Origin of the sequence: Pseudomonas sp. R37(2017) (assembly GCF_002113375.1) — a bacterium.
In the GTDB taxonomy this organism is placed as follows: domain Bacteria; phylum Pseudomonadota; class Gammaproteobacteria; order Pseudomonadales; family Pseudomonadaceae; genus Aquipseudomonas.
On the sequence record NZ_NEHO01000005.1, the window covers coordinates 75,798 to 94,094 of the forward strand.

Consider the following 18,297-nt stretch of genomic DNA (forward strand, 5'->3'; position numbering starts at 1 on the left):
TTGTAAATATGGTGCTGTCATTCGTCGGCCCGGGCGGCTCATTGGCGATACAGCCAAGCTGCGGGTTGCCCCAGGCGGGGCAATCTTGAATAATCGCTCAACTGAGAATTGTTTGCAGATAGCCATGACTCCCATCACTGCTGGTCTCCCCCGAATCCTGTCCATCGAAGACGACCTTGTGCTTGGCGCCTACGTCCATGAACACCTGGACCGCAGCGGCTTCCATGTGACCTGGTGCCAGAACGGTCAGGAAGGTCTGGAGATTGCGCGGCGGCAATCTTTCGACGTTGTGCTGATGGATATCCTGCTGCCGGGCCTGGACGGTCTGGCGGTACTGACCCAATTGCGCCAGAGCCATTCCACCCCGGTGTTGCTGATGTCGGCCCTCGGCGCCGAGGCCGACCGCATCAGCGGCTTTCGCCTGGGGGCCGACGATTACTTGCCAAAGCCCTTCAGCATGGTGGAGTTGCGGGTGCGCATCGAAGCCATTCTGCGGCGGGTGGCACTCGACCGCCGGCCGGTACCGACAGTGCCTGCCGCGTCGATGGACAGCCTGCGCTTCGACGATGAAAGCTTCGAGGTCTTTTATGGCGAACGGGCCGGCGGCCTGACCCGCAGCGAGTATCGGTTACTGGAAACGCTGCACCGTAGCGCCGACGAAGTCTTGAGCAAAGCCTTCCTTTATCAACAGGTGCTGCAGCGCGGATACGCGGCCCATGACCGCAGCCTGGACATGCACATCAGCCAGATCCGCCGCAAGCTCAAGGCCATTGGCTACACCGAGCGCGAAGTGCGCACGGTATGGGGCAAGGGTTACATCCTGAGCGCCGCGGATGAAATGTAAATTGCCGGGCAGGCATTCGCTGTTCTGGAAACTGGCGTGTCTTTTGATCGCTTTCTGTCTGCTGATGATCTGGTTGAGCTGGTCCTGGGGCCGCTACATGGAACAGCGCAACCAGTTTCTCTCCGATGAGGCCCGCGGCACCCTGACGCGCTACGCCGCCGAAGCCGAACAGGCGTGGCAGCAGCGCCAGAGCGCGGGCATCGATGACTGGCTGCAAGGCATGTATCAGCGGGAAAACGGCTGGGTCGGGGTCATCGGCAGTGATTTGCAGTCCTTGGGCAACCAATCGCTGACGGACAAGGAAATCGAACGCCTGACTTTTTTGCGCGGTCTCGATTGGCCGGTCCACAGGAAGGGGCGGCCCTGGATGCGCATTCCCTTTCCGGGCGACCCTTCTGCCGGCAGCCTGGTGATCGAACTGCCCAAGCGCTTTGTGCCGGGACATTACCGATTGTTCTGGCGGGTGATCACCAACGGCGTGATTCCGGGCTTGTTCACCTTGCTGTTGTGTGTCGGGCTGTATCGCCTGTTGGTGGTGCCGCTCAACCACTTGCGCGCGCAGGCCAATGCCTGGCGTGCCGATCAACTGAACGTACGGCTGTCGACCCGAACCACCAATCGATCGGATGAGTTGGGGGAATTGGGCCGTGCGTTCGACCACATGTCCGAGCGCCTGCAAAGCACCGTGGCCCTGCAGCAGCAACTGCTGCGCGACTTGTCCCACGAGCTGCGTACGCCCTTGAGTCGCTTGAGGGTAGCCAGCGAAAGCGAGCAATGCCTGGAGCACTTGCGCGAACGCATCGGCCGCGAAGTCGATGGCATGCAGCGTCTGGTAGAGGACACGCTGCAACTGGCATGGCTGGACACCGAGCGCACCCGATTGCCGGACGAAGCGATCCAGATCCAGGCCCTGTGGGAGATGCTCACGGAGAATGCCTGCTATGAAAGTGGCTGGCCCGATACTCAGTTGCAATGCACGGTGGATGCAACCTGCTGGGTTCGCGGTCATCTCAATACCCTGGCTCAAGCGCTGGAAAATATGCTGCGTAATGCGATTCGTCATTCCCCCAGCGGTGGCATTGTCCGGCTTGCCGGGCAACGTGACGGTGACTATTGGCGTCTGTGGCTGGAGGATCAGGGCGGCGGCGTGGCTGAAGCCGATCTGGAGCGGATCTTCCTGCCATTTACCCGCCTCGACGGTTCGCGACCGGGGGATGGAGGTTTTGGGTTGGGATTGAGTATTGCCAGGAATGCGGTGCAACGTCAGGGAGGGCAGCTTTGGGCCCAGAATAGCGAAAGTGGATTGAGCCTGAACATGCGTCTGCTAGCCGATGATAATGGCGCCAGTGCCGACGCCTTCGCGGGCAAGCCCGCTCCCACACCGACCGTGTTCCAGCCGCAAAACACATGATCACCCGATACCCTGTGGAGCGGGCTTGCCCGCGAAGAGGCCCTCACTGCCCCCACAACACTCCCCTGTTTTTCATGTTCCGAAAGGCACCTCCTCTTGCCGCTTGCAGCTCGAAGTTTGCCGCTTATTCCCATAAACCATAAGCACCACACTTTGCGTGATATGGTCTGACTCGGTTTGCCGGTATGATAGGCGACCCCGCAGTCTGGATTGCGAATACGCCATGACCTTGCAGTACCCAACCATCGCCGATTGCGTCGGCAACACTCCGCTGGTCCGTTTGCAGCGCCTGCCCGGCGCCACCAGCAACACCCTTTTGCTCAAGCTCGAAGGGAACAACCCGGCGGGTTCGGTCAAGGACCGTCCGGCGCTGTCGATGATCACCCGCGCCGAACTGCGCGGGCAGATTCATGCCGGCGATACGCTGATCGAAGCGACCTCGGGCAACACCGGGATCGCCCTGGCCATGGCTGCCGCGATCAAGGGTTACAAGATGATCCTGATCATGCCGGACAATTCCAGCGCCGAGCGTAAGGCCGCCATGACCGCCTATGGAGCCGAGCTGATCCTGGTCAGCCAGGAACAAGGCATGGAAGGCGCCCGTGATCTCGCGCAGAGGATGGAAGCCGAAGGCCGCGGCAAGGTGCTGGATCAGTTCGCCAATGGCGACAACCCTGAGGCGCATTACACGACCACTGGCCCGGAAATCTGGCGCCAGACCCAGGGCACCATCACCCATTTCGTCAGCTCCATGGGCACCACCGGCACCATCATGGGCGTGTCGCGCTATTTGAAAGAGCAGAACGACAACGTGCAGATCATCGGCCTGCAACCGATGGAAGGTTCGGCTATCCCGGGTATCCGCCGCTGGCCTCAGGAATACCTGCCGAAGATCTACCAGGCTGATCGCGTGGACCGGATCGTCGACATGGCCCAAAGCGAAGCCGAGGACGTGACCCGTCGTCTGGCCCGTGAAGAGGGCATTTTCTGTGGCGTGTCCTCGGGCGGTGCCGTGGCGGCAATGCTGCGTCTGTCCAAAGAAGTTGAAAACGCGGTGATCGTCGCGATCATCTGCGACCGTGGCGACCGTTACTTGTCGACCGGCATTTTCGACGCGCCCAACTGATGGCCAAACATGAAAGAGGCCTGCGCTTCCAGCCCACCGGCGGCAGCAAGGCCCCGCAAATTCCGACCGGCAAAAAGCAGCGCCTGACCATCGAGCGCCTGGCCAATGACGGTCGCGGCATCGCGTTTTTCGAAGGTCGGACCTGGTTCGTCATCGGTGCATTGGCCGGTGAAGAGATTGAAGCACGCGTACTCGGTGCCCACGGCAAAGTGGTCGAGGCACGCACCGAGCGGGTGTTCAAGGCCAGTGAATTGCGCCGCCCCGCACCGTGCGCCCATGCCGGCCGTTGCGGCGGTTGCAGCGTGCAGCATCTGCCTCATGACGAACAACTCGCACTGAAACAGCGCATGCTCGCCGAGCAGTTGTCGAAGGTAGCGGGTGTCGAGCCCGAAGAGTGGGCGGCGCCTTTGAGCGGCCCCGAGTTCGCATACCGGCGTCGTGCCCGTGTGGCGGTGCGCTGGGACATGAAGGCGAAAAAACTTGAAGTCGGTTTCCGTGCCGCCGGCAGCCAGGACATCGTTGGCATTGATGATTGCCCGGTCCTGGTACAGCCCTTGCAGCCGATCATGGCCGGCTTGCCGCAGATGCTGCGACGCTTGAGCAAACCCCAGGCACTGGGGCATGTGGAGTTGTTCAGCGGCTCGACGCTGGCGGTGTTGCTGCGACACATGGCGCCGTTGTCCGACGCTGATCTGACGATCCTCAAGGATTTCTGCGCGTTCCACGAAGCCCAATTGTGGCTGCATGGCGACGGCGAGCCGCAACCGGTCGAGGCTGACCAGTCGCTGGGTTATCGTCTTGAGCAGTGGGATCTGGAACTGGCTTACCGACCTGGGGATTTCATCCAGGTCAACGCTGGCGTCAATGAAGCGATGGTCGCCCAGGCGCTGGACTGGTTGAAGCCGGCGGCGGATGAGCGCGTACTCGATCTGTTCTGTGGCCTGGGCAACTTTGCCTTGCCATTGGCCAAGGCGGCTCGCGAAGTGGTGGCGGTCGAAGGCGTGCAGGTGATGGTCGATCGGGCAGCGGCGAATGCTGTCAGCAACAATCTGCATAACGCGAAGTTTTTTCAGGCCGATTTATCCCAGCCTTTGACGGCCGCTGAATGGGCCGCTGAAGGCTTTTGTGCGGTACTCTTGGACCCACCGCGAGACGGTGCTTTCGAGGTTGTGCGCAAGCTCAGGACCCTGGGCGCCGAACGGTTGGTGTATGTGTCATGCAATCCGGCAACCCTGGCGCGCGACACAGTCGAATTGATCAAGCAGGGCTACCGGTTAAAACGTGCCGGGATTCTCGATATGTTTCCTCAAACGGCACATGTCGAGGCCATGGCGTTATTTGAAGCGAGCTAGGATGCTCGTCTGGTCCGACTGGCCCGCCCGTGCATTCACGCAACCAGCCCGACGTGGGCGCACGGGCAACGAAGGTCAGTGATTTGACGCATTGAGTCTGCGTCGTAGGGAAGGTAAGCAAGATGGTACAGGTGAGAGCACACCAGCCGATCAATACCGACGGCAGTATCAATCTCGAGGCTTGGCTCGATCACGCGGTGAGTGTCGATCCGGCACTGGATCGCGAAGCCTTGAAAGAGGCCTGCGAGTACGCTCGCGAGGCTGAGCAACAAGCCAATGCGGCACAGAACCTATGGTCGGAAGGAAACTCCACGTTCCGTACCGGCCTTGAGATCGCCGAGATTCTCGCCGACCTCAAGCTCGATCAGGATTCACTGGTCGCAGCGATCCTGTATCGAGGCGTGCGCGAAGGCCAGATCAAGTTGCCGGCGATCAGCCAGCGCTTCGGTCCGGTGGTGGCCAAGCTAATCGACGGCGTGCAACGCATGGCCGCGATCAGCGACAGCCTGAGCCCGCGTAAATCCATGGTGATGGGCACCCAGGGCCAGGTGGAAAACCTGCGCAAGATGCTGGTGGCCATGGTCGACGACGTGCGTGTCGCCTTGATCAAGTTGGCCGAACGCACGTGTGCGATCCGTGCGGTGAAGACCGCCGACGACGAAAAACGCAACCGCGTCGCCCGTGAAGTCTTCGACATCTACGCGCCACTGGCCCATCGCCTGGGTATCGGTCACATCAAGTGGGAACTGGAAGACCTGTCCTTCCGTTACCTCGAACCCGACCAGTACAAGCAGATCGCCAAGTTGCTCCACGAGCGGCGACTGGATCGCGAGCGGTTCATCAGCGACGTGATGAGCCAGCTGAAAAACGAATTGCAGGCCACTGGTGTCGATGCCGACATCAGCGGCCGGGCCAAGCACATCTATTCGATCTGGCGCAAAATGCAGCGCAAGGGCCTGGCATTCAGCCAGATCTATGACGTGCGCGCCGTTCGCGTGCTGGTGCCGGAAATGCGCGACTGCTACACCGCGCTCGGCATTGTCCACACCCTGTGGCGGCACATCCCGAAAGAGTTCGACGACTACATCGCCAACCCCAAGGAAAACGGCTACCGCTCGCTGCACACCGCCGTGATCGGGCCCGAGGGCAAGGTGCTGGAAGTGCAGATCCGTACCCACGCGATGCACGAAGAAGCCGAACTCGGCGTGTGCGCGCACTGGCGCTACAAGGGCACCGACGTCAAGTCCGGTTCCAATCACTACGAAGAGAAAATCTCCTGGCTGCGTCAGGTCCTCGAGTGGCACGAGGAACTGGGCGACATCGGTGGCCTGGCGGAACAGTTGCGGGTCGATATCGAGCCGGACCGGGTGTACATCTTCACCCCGGACGGTCACGCCATCGACTTGCCGAAGGGCGCGACGCCGCTGGACTTCGCCTACCGCGTACATACCGAAATCGGTCACAACTGCCGTGGCGCCAAGATCAACGGGCGCATCGTGCCGCTCAACTACAGCCTGCAAACCGGTGAGCAGGTCGAGATCATCACCAGCAAGCATGGCACCCCGAGTCGCGACTGGCTGAACCCGAACCTGGGTTACGTCACCACGTCGCGGGCCCGGGCGAAGATCGTCCACTGGTTCAAGTTGCAGGCTCGTGACCAGAACGTCGCGGCCGGTAAAACGCTGCTGGAGCGCGAACTCAATCGCCTCGGCCTGCCGGCGGTGGACTTCGACAAACTGGCCGACAAGGCCAATATGAAAACCGCCGAAGACCTGTTCGCCGCCCTCGGTGCCGGCGATTTGCGCCTGGCGCAACTGGTCAACCTGGCGCAGCAACTGGTCGAGCCGGAGCGCGGCAACGAACAGCTGGAACTGATTCCGCGCAAAGCCACCGGCTACAAACCGGGCAAGCGCGGCGATATCCAGATCCAGGGCGTTGGCAACCTGATGACCCAGATGGCCGGCTGCTGCCAGCCATTGCCGGGCGATGCCATCGTCGGTTACATCACCCAGGGCCGTGGCGTGAGCATTCACCGCCAGGACTGCGCTTCGGTGCTGCAACTGGCCGGACGCGAGCCTGAACGAATCATCCAGGTCAGTTGGGGGCCGGTGCCGGTGCTCACCTATCCGGTGGACATCGTCATCCGCGCCTACGACCGTTCCGGTTTGCTGCGTGACGTCTCGCAAGTGCTGCTCAACGAGCGGATCAACGTGCTGGCGGTCAACACCCGCTCGAACAAGGAGGACAACACCGCGTTGATGTCCCTGACCATCGAGATTCCGGGGCTGGATGCATTGGGACGTTTGCTGGGGCGGATTTCCCAGTTGCCGAACATCATCGAAACACGGCGTAACCGTACGCCGTGACGGGAGCGAGCTTTTACTGTAGGAGCGAGCATGCTCGCGAAGAGGGCGTGTCAGTCGACATCGATGTTGCCTGGTCTACCGCATTCGCGAGCAAGCCCGCTCCCACAGGGTTTTGTGGTGAGACATAAGTAATGACATACAGCCTTGAAGACCTGTTGCACCTGATGAACCGTCTGCGCGACCCGCAGTACGGTTGCCCGTGGGACATCAAGCAAACCTGGGCCACCATTGTCCCGCATACCCTTGAGGAAGCCTATGAAGTCGCCGATGCCATCGAGCGCGGTGACTTCGATCACGTGCAGGGTGAACTGGGCGACCTGCTGTTCCAGGTGGTTTATTACAGCCAATTGGCCCGGGAAGAGGGGCGCTTCGAGTTCGCCGGCGTGGTCGACAGCATCACCCGCAAGTTGATCCGCCGCCATCCCCATGTGTTCCCCACCGGAGATCTGTACGCACCGCTGGATGTACCGCGCCTGAGTGAAGAGCAGGTCAAGCAGCGTTGGGAAGAGATCAAGGCCGAGGAGCGCGCGGAGAAATCCGCTGCCCCCGAACAGCTGTCATTGCTCGATGATGTTCCGACGGCACTGCCGTCGCTGTCCCGCTCGGCAAAATTGCAGAAGCGCGCAGGGCAGGTTGGTTTCGACTGGCCGGACGCCTTGCCGGTACTGGATAAAGTCCGTGAAGAGCTGGATGAAGTGCTCGAGGCCATGTCGGAAAACGATCCCGAAGCTGTGGCCGATGAGATCGGCGACTTGCTGTTTTCCGTGGTCAATCTGGCGCGGCATCTCAAGGTTGATCCGGAAACCGCACTGCGTGGCGCCAACGGCAAGTTCGAACGACGTTTCCGTTTTATCGAACAGGCATTGCGCGACACCCATCGTCCCATGGAAGATTGCACCCTCGAAGAGTTGGACGCCTTGTGGGGCGAAGCCAAACGTCAGGAAAAGAATTTGCCCAGCTGCGGTTGAGCAGTGGCCCAAGTGAGTAATAAGCACCATGAGCATTTCCCTTCGCGACCAGTTGCTCAAAGCAGGGTTGGTCAACCAGAAGCAGGCCAAGCAGGTCAGCAAAGACAAGCAGAAACAACAACGCCTGGCCCACAAAGGCCAGATCGAGCTGGATGACTCCCAGCAGCGCGCGGCTCAGGAAGCCAAGGCCGAGAAGGTCAAGCGCGATCAGGAGCTGAACCGCCAACAGCAGGAGAAAGCCGAGGCGAAGGCTCGTGTCGCACAGATCAAGCAGTTGATCGAAGCCACGCGCCTGCCGAAGTTGACGACCGAGGACTACTACAACTTCGTCGACGACAAGAAGGTCAAGCGTCTCTCGGTCAACACCTTGATGCGCAACAAGCTCAGCAACGGTTCTCTGGCCATTGTCCATCACGCTGGCGGCTACGAAGTCATTCCGCGCGAAGCGGCGCTGAAGATTCAGGAGCGCGATCCACAGCGTATCGTGCAGATGAACGTGAAGACCGAAGAGGTCAGCGCCGAGGACGATCCGTACGCGGCCTACCAGATTCCAGATGATCTGATGTGGTAAGCCGTCAGCATCTGCGATAACGACAAACCCCGCTCATGGCGGGGTTTGTCGTTTTCAATGCGGCGGTTATACAGAGCGCGATTCCCGTTGCTGCTCCAGTGTTTCCAGTTCGGCCTTGTATTTGTGGGCTTCGGTCTCGGAGTGGAACATCCCGACCAGCAGGTCTTGTTGATGCACGTCCCAGATCCGGATACCGGCGGCTACACCCTCGTGGGATTTATGTGAATCGTCGCGTTCAGTTACTTTTACAGTCATCTGCTGGCTCCAATTTCTGTTATCTGCAGCAAGGCGTGTGCAGGACTCAGTTATAGGATTTGTTAGCCGGCTAAGTAAACGCGCGAAACCGGTAAAGATTCATTGCGAAATTCGCAACAGTGCTGCAGCCCGCTGAATCCGCGACATTCGGTCGCAGAGCGATGGGTTGCATGACAAAAGCTTCATGTTCGTTTGTTCCCCCTGTAGGAGCGAGCACGCTCGCGATGGACTCAAGAACACCGTGGGGAGTCAGGCTGCCCATGTCATCGTTGACGACCATCGCGAGCAGGGGGGGGCACAGGCAAAAAAACGCCCCGAACCAGTCGGGGCGTTTTCATGTGCGGCTCAGCGAGGAAGAGTTACTTGCCTGCCCAGCGCTTCAGCACCAGCGTGGCGTTGGTGCCACCGAAACCGAAGCTGTTGCTCATCACGGTATCGATCTTGGCGTTTTCCTGAGTCTTGGTCAGCACCGGCAGATCGGCCACTTCAGGGTCCAGTTCGTCGATGTTGGCGGAGCCGGCAATGAAGTTGCCTTCCATCATCAGCATGCAGTAGATCGCTTCGTGAACGCCGGCGGCGCCCAGGGAGTGACCCGACAGGCTCTTGGTGGAGCTGATGGCCGGGGCCTTGTCGCCAAACACTTCGCGCACGCCTTTCATTTCCGCGACGTCGCCGACCGGAGTCGAAGTGCCGTGGGTGTTCAGGTAGTCGATCGGAGTGTCGACGGTGGACAACGCCTGCTGCATGCAGCGGATCGCGCCTTCGCCGCTCGGGGCAACCATGTCGTAGCCGTCGGAAGTGGCGCCGTAGCCAACGATTTCTGCGTAGATCTTCGCGCCACGGGCCAGAGCGTGTTCCAGCTCTTCAACCACGACCATACCGCCACCGCCAGCGATGACGAAGCCGTCGCGGTCAGCGTCGTAGGCACGGGAAGCTTGTTCCGGGGTGTCGTTGCGCTTGCTGGACAGGGCGCCCATGGCGTCGAACAGGAACGACTGGCTCCAGTGTTCTTCTTCACCGCCGCCGGCGAACACGATGTCCTGCTTGCCCATCTGGATCTGTTCCATGGCTGTACCGATGCAGTGGGCACTGGTGGCGCAGGCAGAAGCGATGGAGTAGTTCAGGCCCTTGATCTTGAACGGGGTGGCCAGGCAAGCGGAAACGGTGCTGCTCATGGTCCGCGTCACACGGTATGGGCCGACACGCTTGACGCCTTTCTCGCGCAGGATGTCCAGCGCTTCCATCTGGTTCAGGGTGGAGGCACCACCGGAACCGGCGATCAGGCCGGTACGCGGGTTGGACACTTGCTCTTCGGTCAGGCCGGAGTCGGTGATGGCGTCCTTCATGGCCAGGTAGGCGTAAGCCGCCGCGTGGCCGACGAAGCGATAAATCTTGCGATCGATCAGTTCTTCAAGGTTGAGGTCGATGGAGCCGGAAACCTGGCTACGCAGACCCATTTCGGCATATTCCGGGTTGAACCGGATGCCAGGGCGGCTTGCACGCAGGTTAGCGGAGACGGTCTCTTTGTCATTGCCCAGGCAAGAAACGATGCCCAGACCAGTGATAACGACGCGGCGCATGCGGATAACCCTTAGAAGTTGTCAGTGGAGGTGAACACGCCGACCCGGAGGCCTTCGGCGGTGTAGATTTCGCGACCGTCGACAGTGACCGAACCGTCGGCGATGGCCAGGTTCAGCTTGCCCTTGAGGACGCGCTTGATATGAATGTTATAGGTGACTTTGCTGGCGGTCGGCAGGACCTGGCCGAAGAATTTCACTTCGCCCGAACCCAGCGCACGGCCACGGCCCGGCAGGCCTTGCCAGCCCAGGAAGAAGCCGACCAGTTGCCACATGGCGTCGAGGCCCAGGCAGCCTGGCATCACCGGATCGCCTTCGAAGTGGCAGGCGAAGAACCACAGGTCCGGATTGATATCCAGCTCGGCGACCAATTCACCTTTGCCGTACTTGCCACCTTCTTCGCTGATCAGGGTGATGCGATCAACCATCAGCATGTTCGGGGCGGGCAGTTGCGCGTTACCTGGGCCGAACAGCTCACCGCGACTGCAGCGCAGCAGGTCTTCCCGGGTAAAGGCGTTTTGTTTGGTCATGCGAGCTCCTCAATAGTCCCATGCGGCAGGTGGGGCAAATCTTCCCGGCCGATCGAAGCGTTCATGCCTCGAATCGGCAGCCTACTCATAGACTATTGCGTTGTAGTGAAAGTCACAGCACCAAGGACATGAATGTACACTTGTGCACTGAAATTATTATTCAAGCCCCTTTTCGGGCCTGTCGAGGTGCCTAAGACTGCCGCACTTTCGCCTTTCACGCCAGTCACAGATGGTCGAAAGGCCTGTACTACTGCACCCATCGTTGCAGAATTTGCTGCAGATCATTGCGTTTGAACGGCTTGGCCAGGTAATCGTTCATCCCCGCCGACAGACAGGCCTCGCGGTCGCCCTGCAAGGCGTTGGCGGTCAGGGCGATGATTGGCAGGTCGCTGCATCCGGGCAGGTTGCGGATTTGTCGGGTGGCCTCATAGCCATCGATGACCGGCAAGCGGCAATCCATCAGGATCGCTTCGAAAATCAGGCTCTCGGCGCTGCGTACCGCCTGCGCGCCGTCGGCGGCGACACTGACCTGGAAGCCCAGGCTGCGCAACATGGCTTCGATCACCGTCTGGTTGACCGGATTGTCTTCGACCAACAGCACATTGCGTCCTTCGCCGTCGCTGTTGCCGGTTTTCGCACGTGGGGGCAGCAGCGGCTGCGCCTGCTGGTGCAGCGCCAGGGGAATTTCCAGGGTGAACACCGAACCGCGGCCTTCCTCGCTCTGCGCGCGCAAGGTGCCCCCCATGCGTTCGGCGAGGGTGCGGGCAATGGGCAGGCCCAGCCCGGTGCCGCCGTAGCGCCTTGAAATGGAGCTGTCGGCCTGCTGGAAAGCGTTGAACATCAATTCCAGGCTGTGCGCCGGGATGCCAATGCCGCTGTCGCGCACGCTGCAGGTGAACCAGAGCAACTCGTGGTCCAGCGACTGCCACTGCGCCTCTATGGTGACGCGGCCCTGCTCGGTGAACTTCAGCGCGTTGCCAACCAGGTTGACCAGTATCTGCCGGATCCGCGTCGGGTCGCCCTTGACCTGCAAGCCGCGCATGTCGTCGGGGATCATTTGTTGCAGGTCGAGGCCGCGTTGCGCGGCACTGTGCTGGAACGACTGGGCGCAACTGCCGATCAGGTCGGCGAGATTGAACGCAATGTGTTCCAGTTCCAGCTCCGAACGTTCGATCCGCGAGAAGTCGAGAATATCGTTGATGACCTTGAGCAGGTGCTCGGTGGATTCCGAGGCCAGCGCTGCGTACTCCACCTGCTCCTCGGTCATGTCGGTGGTTTCCAGCAACTGCAGCATGCCCAGTACGCCATTCATCGGAGTGCGCAGTTCATGGCTCATCATGGCGAGGAACTCGGATTTGGCGTTGTTGGCCTTTTCCGCCTCTTCGCGGGTCTGGATCAACTGTGCCATGGCCTGATGCTGTTCGCGGCTGGCCTGCTCGAGGCCGCTGGCGAGGTTGTTGATGTGTTGCGACAGCGCCCCCAGCTCGGTGTCATCGACAATGGGCAGCGGTGTTTTGTAGTCGCCGGCCTGGAGCGCCTTGACGGCATTGCCGATATCGCGGATCGGTTGCGACAGGCTGCCCGCCAGACGCCGGGCCACGATGAAGGTAAACAGCAGGGCAAACAACGCCAGAATGGCGGCCTTGAGCACGATCTCCTGTTGACGCCGGCTGAAGGAGTCGTCGGACAGCCCGACGATCACCCGGCCGAGGTAGTCCTCGGTGGGCGGCGCCGTGGCGGTTTTGCTGCTTTGGAAAAAGTCATTGTGCAACGCGATTCGCTGGAGCCGTATGGGAGCCTGGAACACTTCGAGTTGTTGTGCGCGATTTTGGTGTTCGTTGGGTTGTTCGACGTACACCAGTACCCGGTTGGCGCTGTCCTGGATTTCCAGAAAACTCACGTTGGGCGTGGCCAGCGTCGCCTTGAGCAAGGTTTCGAGTACTTCGCTGTTGCCCGATATCACCCCGTATTCGGTGGCGGGGGCCAGTTGATTGGCGATCAATTGGCCGGTGTGAGTGATTTCCTGACGCAGATCCTGGATGCGCACGAACGTGAAGAAGCTGATCAGCAACAAGGTCAGCAGCAGGGCAGGGCCGAGGCTGATGAGTTGGGTGCGGGTGTTGATGTCCCAGCGACGGCGCAGGTTCATGGGCGGCGTTCTCCTTCAGCCAGCAATGTGGCGACAGACGCTTCGTTGATCTGTTCGATGCCCAGGGAACGCGCCACTTGCGGATTGCTCGCAACCTTGAATCGATGGGGATACTGCGAGCGCGGCCAGGTGGCCGGTGGCCGGTCGAGCAATGCATCGAGGACTGCCAGCCAGTCGCTCTGGTCGCTGTAGGTGCTGGCCAGGCTCCCGGCCTTGACGAAGCTCGCGTTGGGGCCGATCAGTGCCATTTGACGTGAGTAGCTGCTCAGCAGCAGGTTCTTGACGGTTTGCGGGTTGTACAGGTCGGTGTCGTCCAGGCCCAGCAACACGTCGCTGCTTTTCAGCAGGGCCTGTAACGGGCGACTGTCGTGAATGTTTTCCCAGCGCTGGGTGACCACCTCAAGCCCCAGGGGGAGGGCGGCCTGACGCAGCTCATTCAGCAGGAATTCGCTGTGGGTGTCGTAGAGCACGCCGATGCGTTTGGCTTGTGGCAAAAGCGTGCGGGTCAAGCGCAGCTGGCGGTCCGGCGGTGGATCGCTCCATAGCAGGCAAAGGCGCGCCGGCAATGAGTTGTTCAAGCGTTGCCGGGCTTGCAGGCGGCTGATGCGCAGCACCAGTGTCGCCGGGCCCTGGGCGTCCTGCAGGCGCCAGTCAAGGCTGGGCAGGTCGAGGAGAATCAAACGGATATTTTCCGGCAGCTTGTCCGGTATCGGCAAACTGGCCAGTGCCTGGAATCGCACGTTGTCATTTGGTCGCAACTTGCCCAGGGCTTGGGTAAATGCTCTCACGCCAGGGCTGTCTTCGGCTCCCGTGAGCAATATCTCGGCCGCGTTGCCGGTCCGGCTGCCAAGCATGCTGGTAAACAACAGACAAAGCACGGCCAGCAGCCGGCCCAGGGGCGGCATTCTGCAGGCCGGACGAGACGGCATCTTAAAGTTCCAGCTCCGCGCTGAAATACATCACGTGGCTCTGGTCATAATTGTTGTCGATGAAGGTGTCCGGCTGATTGTCCAGGCGCTGCTGGAGCACCCCGGCCAATTCCAGGCTGGCCTTGCCCAAGATAATACGTTTGGCGATGCGCGCATCGACCCGTTCGAAGCGGTAGCCGTTGAGCGCGTCATCGCCATAGTAGAAAAGCGCACTGTTCCAGCCTTGTCCCCAATCCCGCAGCCATCCGGCGGAGCCGCTGTTGCGTGCAGTCTGCCTGGCATCCAGCGGGTTGCTGGCGTCGACATCGACGTAGGCATAGGTCAAGCGCAGGCGATCGAGGCTGCCGAGATGCCAGTCGAGCTGGGTTTCGGCGCCCGAAAAGCGCGCTTTGTTGGCGTTGCTTGCGATGTACTGATTGTTGCGCAGCGGTTCGCTGATCATGCCGGTGATTTCGTCGTGGAACAGCTTCACGTCGAGCGCCAGTCCCGGGTCGGGGAAGTAGCCGTTGTAGCCCAGCTCCCGGGAGCGCATGCGCTCTTGATCGAGGTCGCCTGGGCCACGGGTCTTGACGAAATAACGGGCGCTGGACTGGCCAAAGGCACCGGGCTTGAGGTTGGTGACCTGATAACTCCAGTTGACGTTGTTCTCGAACATGTCCGGGGAACGGATGGCCTCGGAGTACACCGCGCGCAAGCCGTGGCGCGGGTTGATCAGGTAGTTCACTGCCATGCGCGGTGTCAGCGAACTGCCAATCAACCGGGTGTCCTCGAACATGGCACCGCCCTGCAGCAGCCAGTGTTCGCTGGCGCGCCACTCGAACTGGCCGAACACCCGCCAGATGGTGTCATCGAGGGTGCCGTTGAAGTAAGTCTCGGAATCCGCCCGGTCGTAACGAAGGTTCATCCCGCTGACCAGTCTCAGGTTGTCGGCAAGGCTCAGAGTGTCCTGCAGTTCGAGGTCGTAGCGCGACTCCCGGGTGCTCTGGTCGATGTCACCGCAAACGGTCTGGCTCGCGCCATTGCGCCATTGATCGAGTACCTGGTTGGCCAGCGCCTGCTCGACGGGTGTGCCGGCCGGTGCGCCACGGTCGACGAAGCGTGTGATGTTGCGGGCCAGGCGTTCGGTGTAGTTGGGATTCAATTGCCAGAGTTCGGTCAGTTGCGGGCTGAACGACACTTCCGCGTCGCAGGCGCGCCAGGTTTGCTGGCGATCCCAGTGTTGTGCCGAACCCTGGATATAGAGGCTGTGCTCGGGATTGATGTCAAGGTTCCAGCGCAACGAGCCGGCGTAGTCCTTGGCGGTGACGTCGGAGTCGTCGCCCGCGCGGGTAATGCCCGGGAACACCGGTCGGTAGGTATAGGGCCGCTGGTTGGTGCCGTCCTTGGCGTTCAATTGCCAATCGAGGCTTTGCCGTTCGTCGAGGCTCTGGCTGACGGCCAGGTTGAATCGATCGAGACGGCGGCTGTCGTGGTAATCGGCACCGGTGCGGTTGCTGTCGAAGCCGTCGTCTTGCTGGCCGGACAGGGACAGGCGCATGTCTCCATCCTCCCAGCCCACACCCTGGCTGGCATAAAAGTCGTCGATGCCACGTTGGCCCCGGGTGACCTTGATGCGCGTGCCGTGACTGTCGGCTGGCCGCCGGGTGATGACGTTGACCACGGCCATCAGGGCGTTGGCGCCATAGCTGACGGTATTCGGCCCGCGAAAGACCTCGATGCGCTCGATGTCTTCCATGGCCACCGGAATATCGCTCCAGTCGACGGTGGCCAGGCCGGCGCGATACACCGAACGCCCGTCGATCAGCACTTGCATGCGTCGCGCTTCAGTCGCGTTGGTGCCGTGATAGTTCACCGCCGCCTGGTTGCCGCTGATGTTGCCGACCATCATCCCCGGTACCAGGCGCAGCAGTTCGCTGATGTCGCGGGCACCGCTGGCGTGGATCAGGGCGCTGTCGATCACGGTCATGCTTCCCGGCACTGCCGCCGGTGACTGCTTCAGGCGTGTGGCCGTGAGCACTTGCGGCAGCGGTTCGCTGTCCAGGAACAGGTCGTCGGCCAGCAATGGCGAGCTGAAAACCAGCGCCAGTACCAGCGGAGAATGCGGTGAAGGAACACCCGGAGACACAACACATCCCAGTCAGTGATTGATGGCGCGCATGTTAACCGAGCCGAGTGACTTTTCCATTCACGATGCCTGCATTTTCCTCGGCTTTATTGGTCTTGTTCCTACAGGTAGCTGTATTTGATGTCGGGGCTGTCCGCCGATGGACTGCCCCGTATAATGCTGAAATCGCCACTGGTATGGATTAACGGATTGCATATGACTGAACAGCACCCGATTGCGGTCCTGGGAGGCGGAAGTTTTGGAACCGCCGTGGCTAATCTGCTGGCCGAGAATGGGCATCAGGTCCTGCAGTGGATGCGTGACCCCGAACAGGCCGAGGCCATTCGGGTCAATCGCGAAAACCCGCGCTACCTCAAAGGCATCAAGATTCTGCCTGGCGTCACGGCGGTCACCGACCTGCAAGCCACACTGGATGCCTGTGACCTGTGTTTTGTCGCATTGCCTTCCAGCGCGCTGCGTTCGGTGCTGGTGCCGCACGCCGAACGCTTGACCGGCAAAATGCTGGTGAGCCTGACCAAAGGCATCGAAGCCCACACGTTCAAGCTGATGAGCGAGATTCTCGAAGAGATCGCGCCGCAAGCGCGCATCGGCGTCCTGTCCGGCCCCAACCTGGCCCGTGAGATCGCCGAACACGCACTGACCGCCACGGTGGTCGCCAGTGAAGACGAAGAATTGTGCCAGCAGGTTCAGGCCGCGCTGCATGGCCGTACCTTTCGTGTGTACGCCAGCGCCGATCGTTTCGGCGTGGAGTTGGGCGGGGCGTTGAAAAACGTCTACGCGATCATCGCCGGCATGGCGGTGGCAATGGGCATGGGGGAAAATACCAAGAGCATGCTGATCACCCGGGCATTGGCGGAAATGACCCGCTTTGCGGTGAATCAGGGCGCCAACCCGATGACCTTCCTGGGGCTGGCGGGCGTGGGCGATCTGATCGTGACCTGTTCGTCACCCAAGAGCCGCAACTATCAGGTCGGATTCGCTCTCGGGCAGGGCCTGAGCCTGGACGAGGCCGTCACGCGCCTGGGCGAAGTCGCCGAGGGGGTCAACACCCTTAAAGTGCTCAAGGCCAAGGCCCAGGAGGTTGGCGTTTACATGCCGCTGGTCGCCGGGTTGCATGCGATCCTCTTCGAAGGCCGCACGCTGGAGCAGGTCATTGGTCTGCTGATGCGTGGCGAGCCGAAAACCGACGTCGACTTTATTTCCACCAGCGGTTTCAACTAATCACGCTTGCCAGAAAAGCAGGGAGTTGTACATGAACGATCCAAAAGTAGAAGACAAATACGAGTCCATCCTGCTGCGCGCGTTGTGGATGGTCGTCTTCGTGCTGGTGTGGCAAGTGGCGCAGTTCATCCTAGGCGCCGTCGTGCTGGTGCAGTTGATCTATCGTTTGTTCTATGGCGCCCCGAGCGCCAGCCTGATGAATTTCGGCGACAGCCTGAGCCAGTTTCTGGCGCAGATCGGTCGTTTCGGCAGCTTTCACAGCGACCAGAAGCCCTGGCCGTTCGCCGACTGGCCGACGCCGCGTACGCCGGACGGTGAAGCGCCGCATGTCGTGGCGCCGGCACCGCACCCGGCCCGAGATGAGGAACCCAAGCTATGAAACTCTGGGTGTTGCGCCATGGTGAAGCTGTACCACACGGCTCTCGTCCCCACGATTCGGAGCGGGAACTGACGGAAAACGGTCGCATGGAAGTGTTGAAAATCGCCGCAGAGCTGGTGGGGCAGCAGCTGATCGGCATTTACGCCAGTCCCTACCTGCGAGCGCAGCAAACAGCGCAACTGGTACGAGAGGCATTGGGTTTCGAACCGGAAATCCGCACCGTCGAGTGGCTGACACCGGACACCGAGCCGGACAAGGTGGCCGAACAGATGGTCGCGGTAAGCAACGTGTTGCTGGTCAGTCACAACCCGCTGGTGGGTAACTTGCTGAGCTACCTGCAACATGGCGCAGGATATCCCCCGGAGAGACTCAGCACCGCCGGCCTGGCCGAACTCAAGGGCGAGGAACTGCTGGTCGGTTCGATGACGCTCGACAGCATCAAGCACCCTTAGCCAGCCTTTTCAAAAGACACTGCTTGATCTGAAGGTGGCACC

At 60.8% G+C, this 18,297-nt stretch carries 16 protein-coding genes; 10 read left to right on the forward strand and 6 right to left on the reverse strand.

The genetic code is table 11. The features are described 5' to 3' along the window. Positions 1–124: 124 nt before the first annotated feature. From CAG47_RS10450 to CAG47_RS10480, 7 genes are all read left to right on the forward strand, one after another. Entirely contained in the window at positions 125–844 is a 720-nt protein-coding gene (locus CAG47_RS10450) for a response regulator transcription factor (RefSeq protein ID WP_085724792.1), read from the forward strand. After that, entirely contained in the window at positions 834–2,255 is a 1,422-nt protein-coding gene (locus CAG47_RS10455) for a sensor histidine kinase (protein ID WP_085724793.1), read from the forward strand. Before CAG47_RS10450 ends, CAG47_RS10455 begins: the two co-directional genes overlap by 11 nt. A gap of 223 nt (positions 2,256–2,478) precedes the next feature. Then, positions 2,479–3,381, forward strand: a complete 903-nt coding sequence (gene cysM, locus CAG47_RS10460) for a cysteine synthase CysM (RefSeq protein WP_085724794.1) — start codon at positions 2,479–2,481, stop codon at positions 3,379–3,381. Continuing rightward, on the forward strand, positions 3,381–4,733 hold the full coding sequence (gene rlmD / locus CAG47_RS10465) for a 23S rRNA (uracil(1939)-C(5))-methyltransferase RlmD (protein ID WP_085724795.1): 1,353 nt from the start codon (positions 3,381–3,383) through the stop codon (positions 4,731–4,733). Before cysM ends, rlmD begins: the two co-directional genes overlap by 1 nt. A 122-nt stretch (positions 4,734–4,855) precedes the next feature. Further along, positions 4,856–7,099 carry a GTP diphosphokinase gene (relA, locus tag CAG47_RS10470; RefSeq protein ID WP_085724796.1) on the forward strand — a complete coding sequence of 748 codons (2,244 nt, stop codon included), beginning with the start codon at positions 4,856–4,858 and terminating at the stop codon, positions 7,097–7,099. A 131-nt stretch (positions 7,100–7,230) separates the two neighbouring features. Continuing rightward, entirely contained in the window at positions 7,231–8,067 is an 837-nt protein-coding gene (gene mazG, locus CAG47_RS10475; RefSeq protein ID WP_085724797.1) for a nucleoside triphosphate pyrophosphohydrolase, read from the forward strand. Positions 8,068–8,095: 28 nt separating this feature from the next. Further along, complete coding sequence (locus tag CAG47_RS10480) at positions 8,096–8,638, forward strand: DUF2058 domain-containing protein (protein ID WP_085724798.1); 543 nt, start codon at positions 8,096–8,098, stop codon at positions 8,636–8,638. A gap of 66 nt (positions 8,639–8,704) precedes the next feature. On the opposite strand, the gene CAG47_RS10485 is transcribed toward CAG47_RS10480, so the two are convergent. The 6 genes from CAG47_RS10485 to CAG47_RS10510 form a co-directional block, all read right to left on the reverse strand. Continuing rightward, on the reverse strand, positions 8,705–8,893 hold the full coding sequence (locus CAG47_RS10485) for a hypothetical protein (protein WP_085724799.1): 189 nt from the start codon (positions 8,891–8,893) through the stop codon (positions 8,705–8,707). A 359-nt stretch (positions 8,894–9,252) separates the two neighbouring features. Next, a complete protein-coding gene (gene fabB, locus CAG47_RS10490; protein WP_085724800.1) occupies positions 9,253–10,473 on the reverse strand; it encodes a beta-ketoacyl-ACP synthase I in 1,221 nt (406 codons plus the stop codon). A gap of 11 nt (positions 10,474–10,484) precedes the next feature. After that, entirely contained in the window at positions 10,485–11,000 is a 516-nt protein-coding gene (fabA, locus tag CAG47_RS10495) for a 3-hydroxyacyl-[acyl-carrier-protein] dehydratase FabA (RefSeq protein WP_085724801.1), read from the reverse strand. Between the two features lie 247 nt (positions 11,001–11,247). Continuing rightward, positions 11,248–13,149: an ATP-binding protein gene (locus CAG47_RS10500; RefSeq protein WP_085724802.1), complete on the reverse strand. Its 1,902-nt coding sequence runs from the start codon at positions 13,147–13,149 to the stop codon at positions 11,248–11,250. Continuing rightward, the gene (locus tag CAG47_RS10505) at positions 13,146–14,078 is read right to left on the reverse strand and encodes an ABC transporter substrate-binding protein (RefSeq protein WP_085724803.1); all 933 of its coding nucleotides are present in this window, start codon (positions 14,076–14,078) and stop codon (positions 13,146–13,148) included. The genes CAG47_RS10500 and CAG47_RS10505 overlap by 4 nt, the downstream gene beginning before the upstream one ends. A 1-nt stretch (position 14,079) precedes the next feature. Beyond that, a complete protein-coding gene (locus CAG47_RS10510) occupies positions 14,080–16,203 on the reverse strand; it encodes a TonB-dependent siderophore receptor (RefSeq protein WP_085724804.1) in 2,124 nt (707 codons plus the stop codon). A 195-nt stretch (positions 16,204–16,398) separates the two neighbouring features. On the opposite strand from CAG47_RS10510, the gene CAG47_RS10515 reads away from it, so the two are divergent. From CAG47_RS10515 to sixA, 3 genes are read left to right on the forward strand one after another with little or no spacing between them, the layout of a single operon-like run. After that, on the forward strand, positions 16,399–17,424 hold the full coding sequence (locus CAG47_RS10515) for an NAD(P)H-dependent glycerol-3-phosphate dehydrogenase (protein WP_085724805.1): 1,026 nt from the start codon (positions 16,399–16,401) through the stop codon (positions 17,422–17,424). A 31-nt stretch (positions 17,425–17,455) separates the two neighbouring features. Then, positions 17,456–17,803, forward strand: a complete 348-nt coding sequence (locus CAG47_RS10520; protein WP_085724806.1) for a DUF4389 domain-containing protein — start codon at positions 17,456–17,458, stop codon at positions 17,801–17,803. Next, a complete protein-coding gene (gene sixA / locus CAG47_RS10525) occupies positions 17,800–18,255 on the forward strand; it encodes a phosphohistidine phosphatase SixA (protein ID WP_085724807.1) in 456 nt (151 codons plus the stop codon). The genes CAG47_RS10520 and sixA overlap by 4 nt, the downstream gene beginning before the upstream one ends. Positions 18,256–18,297: the final 42 nt, after the last annotated feature.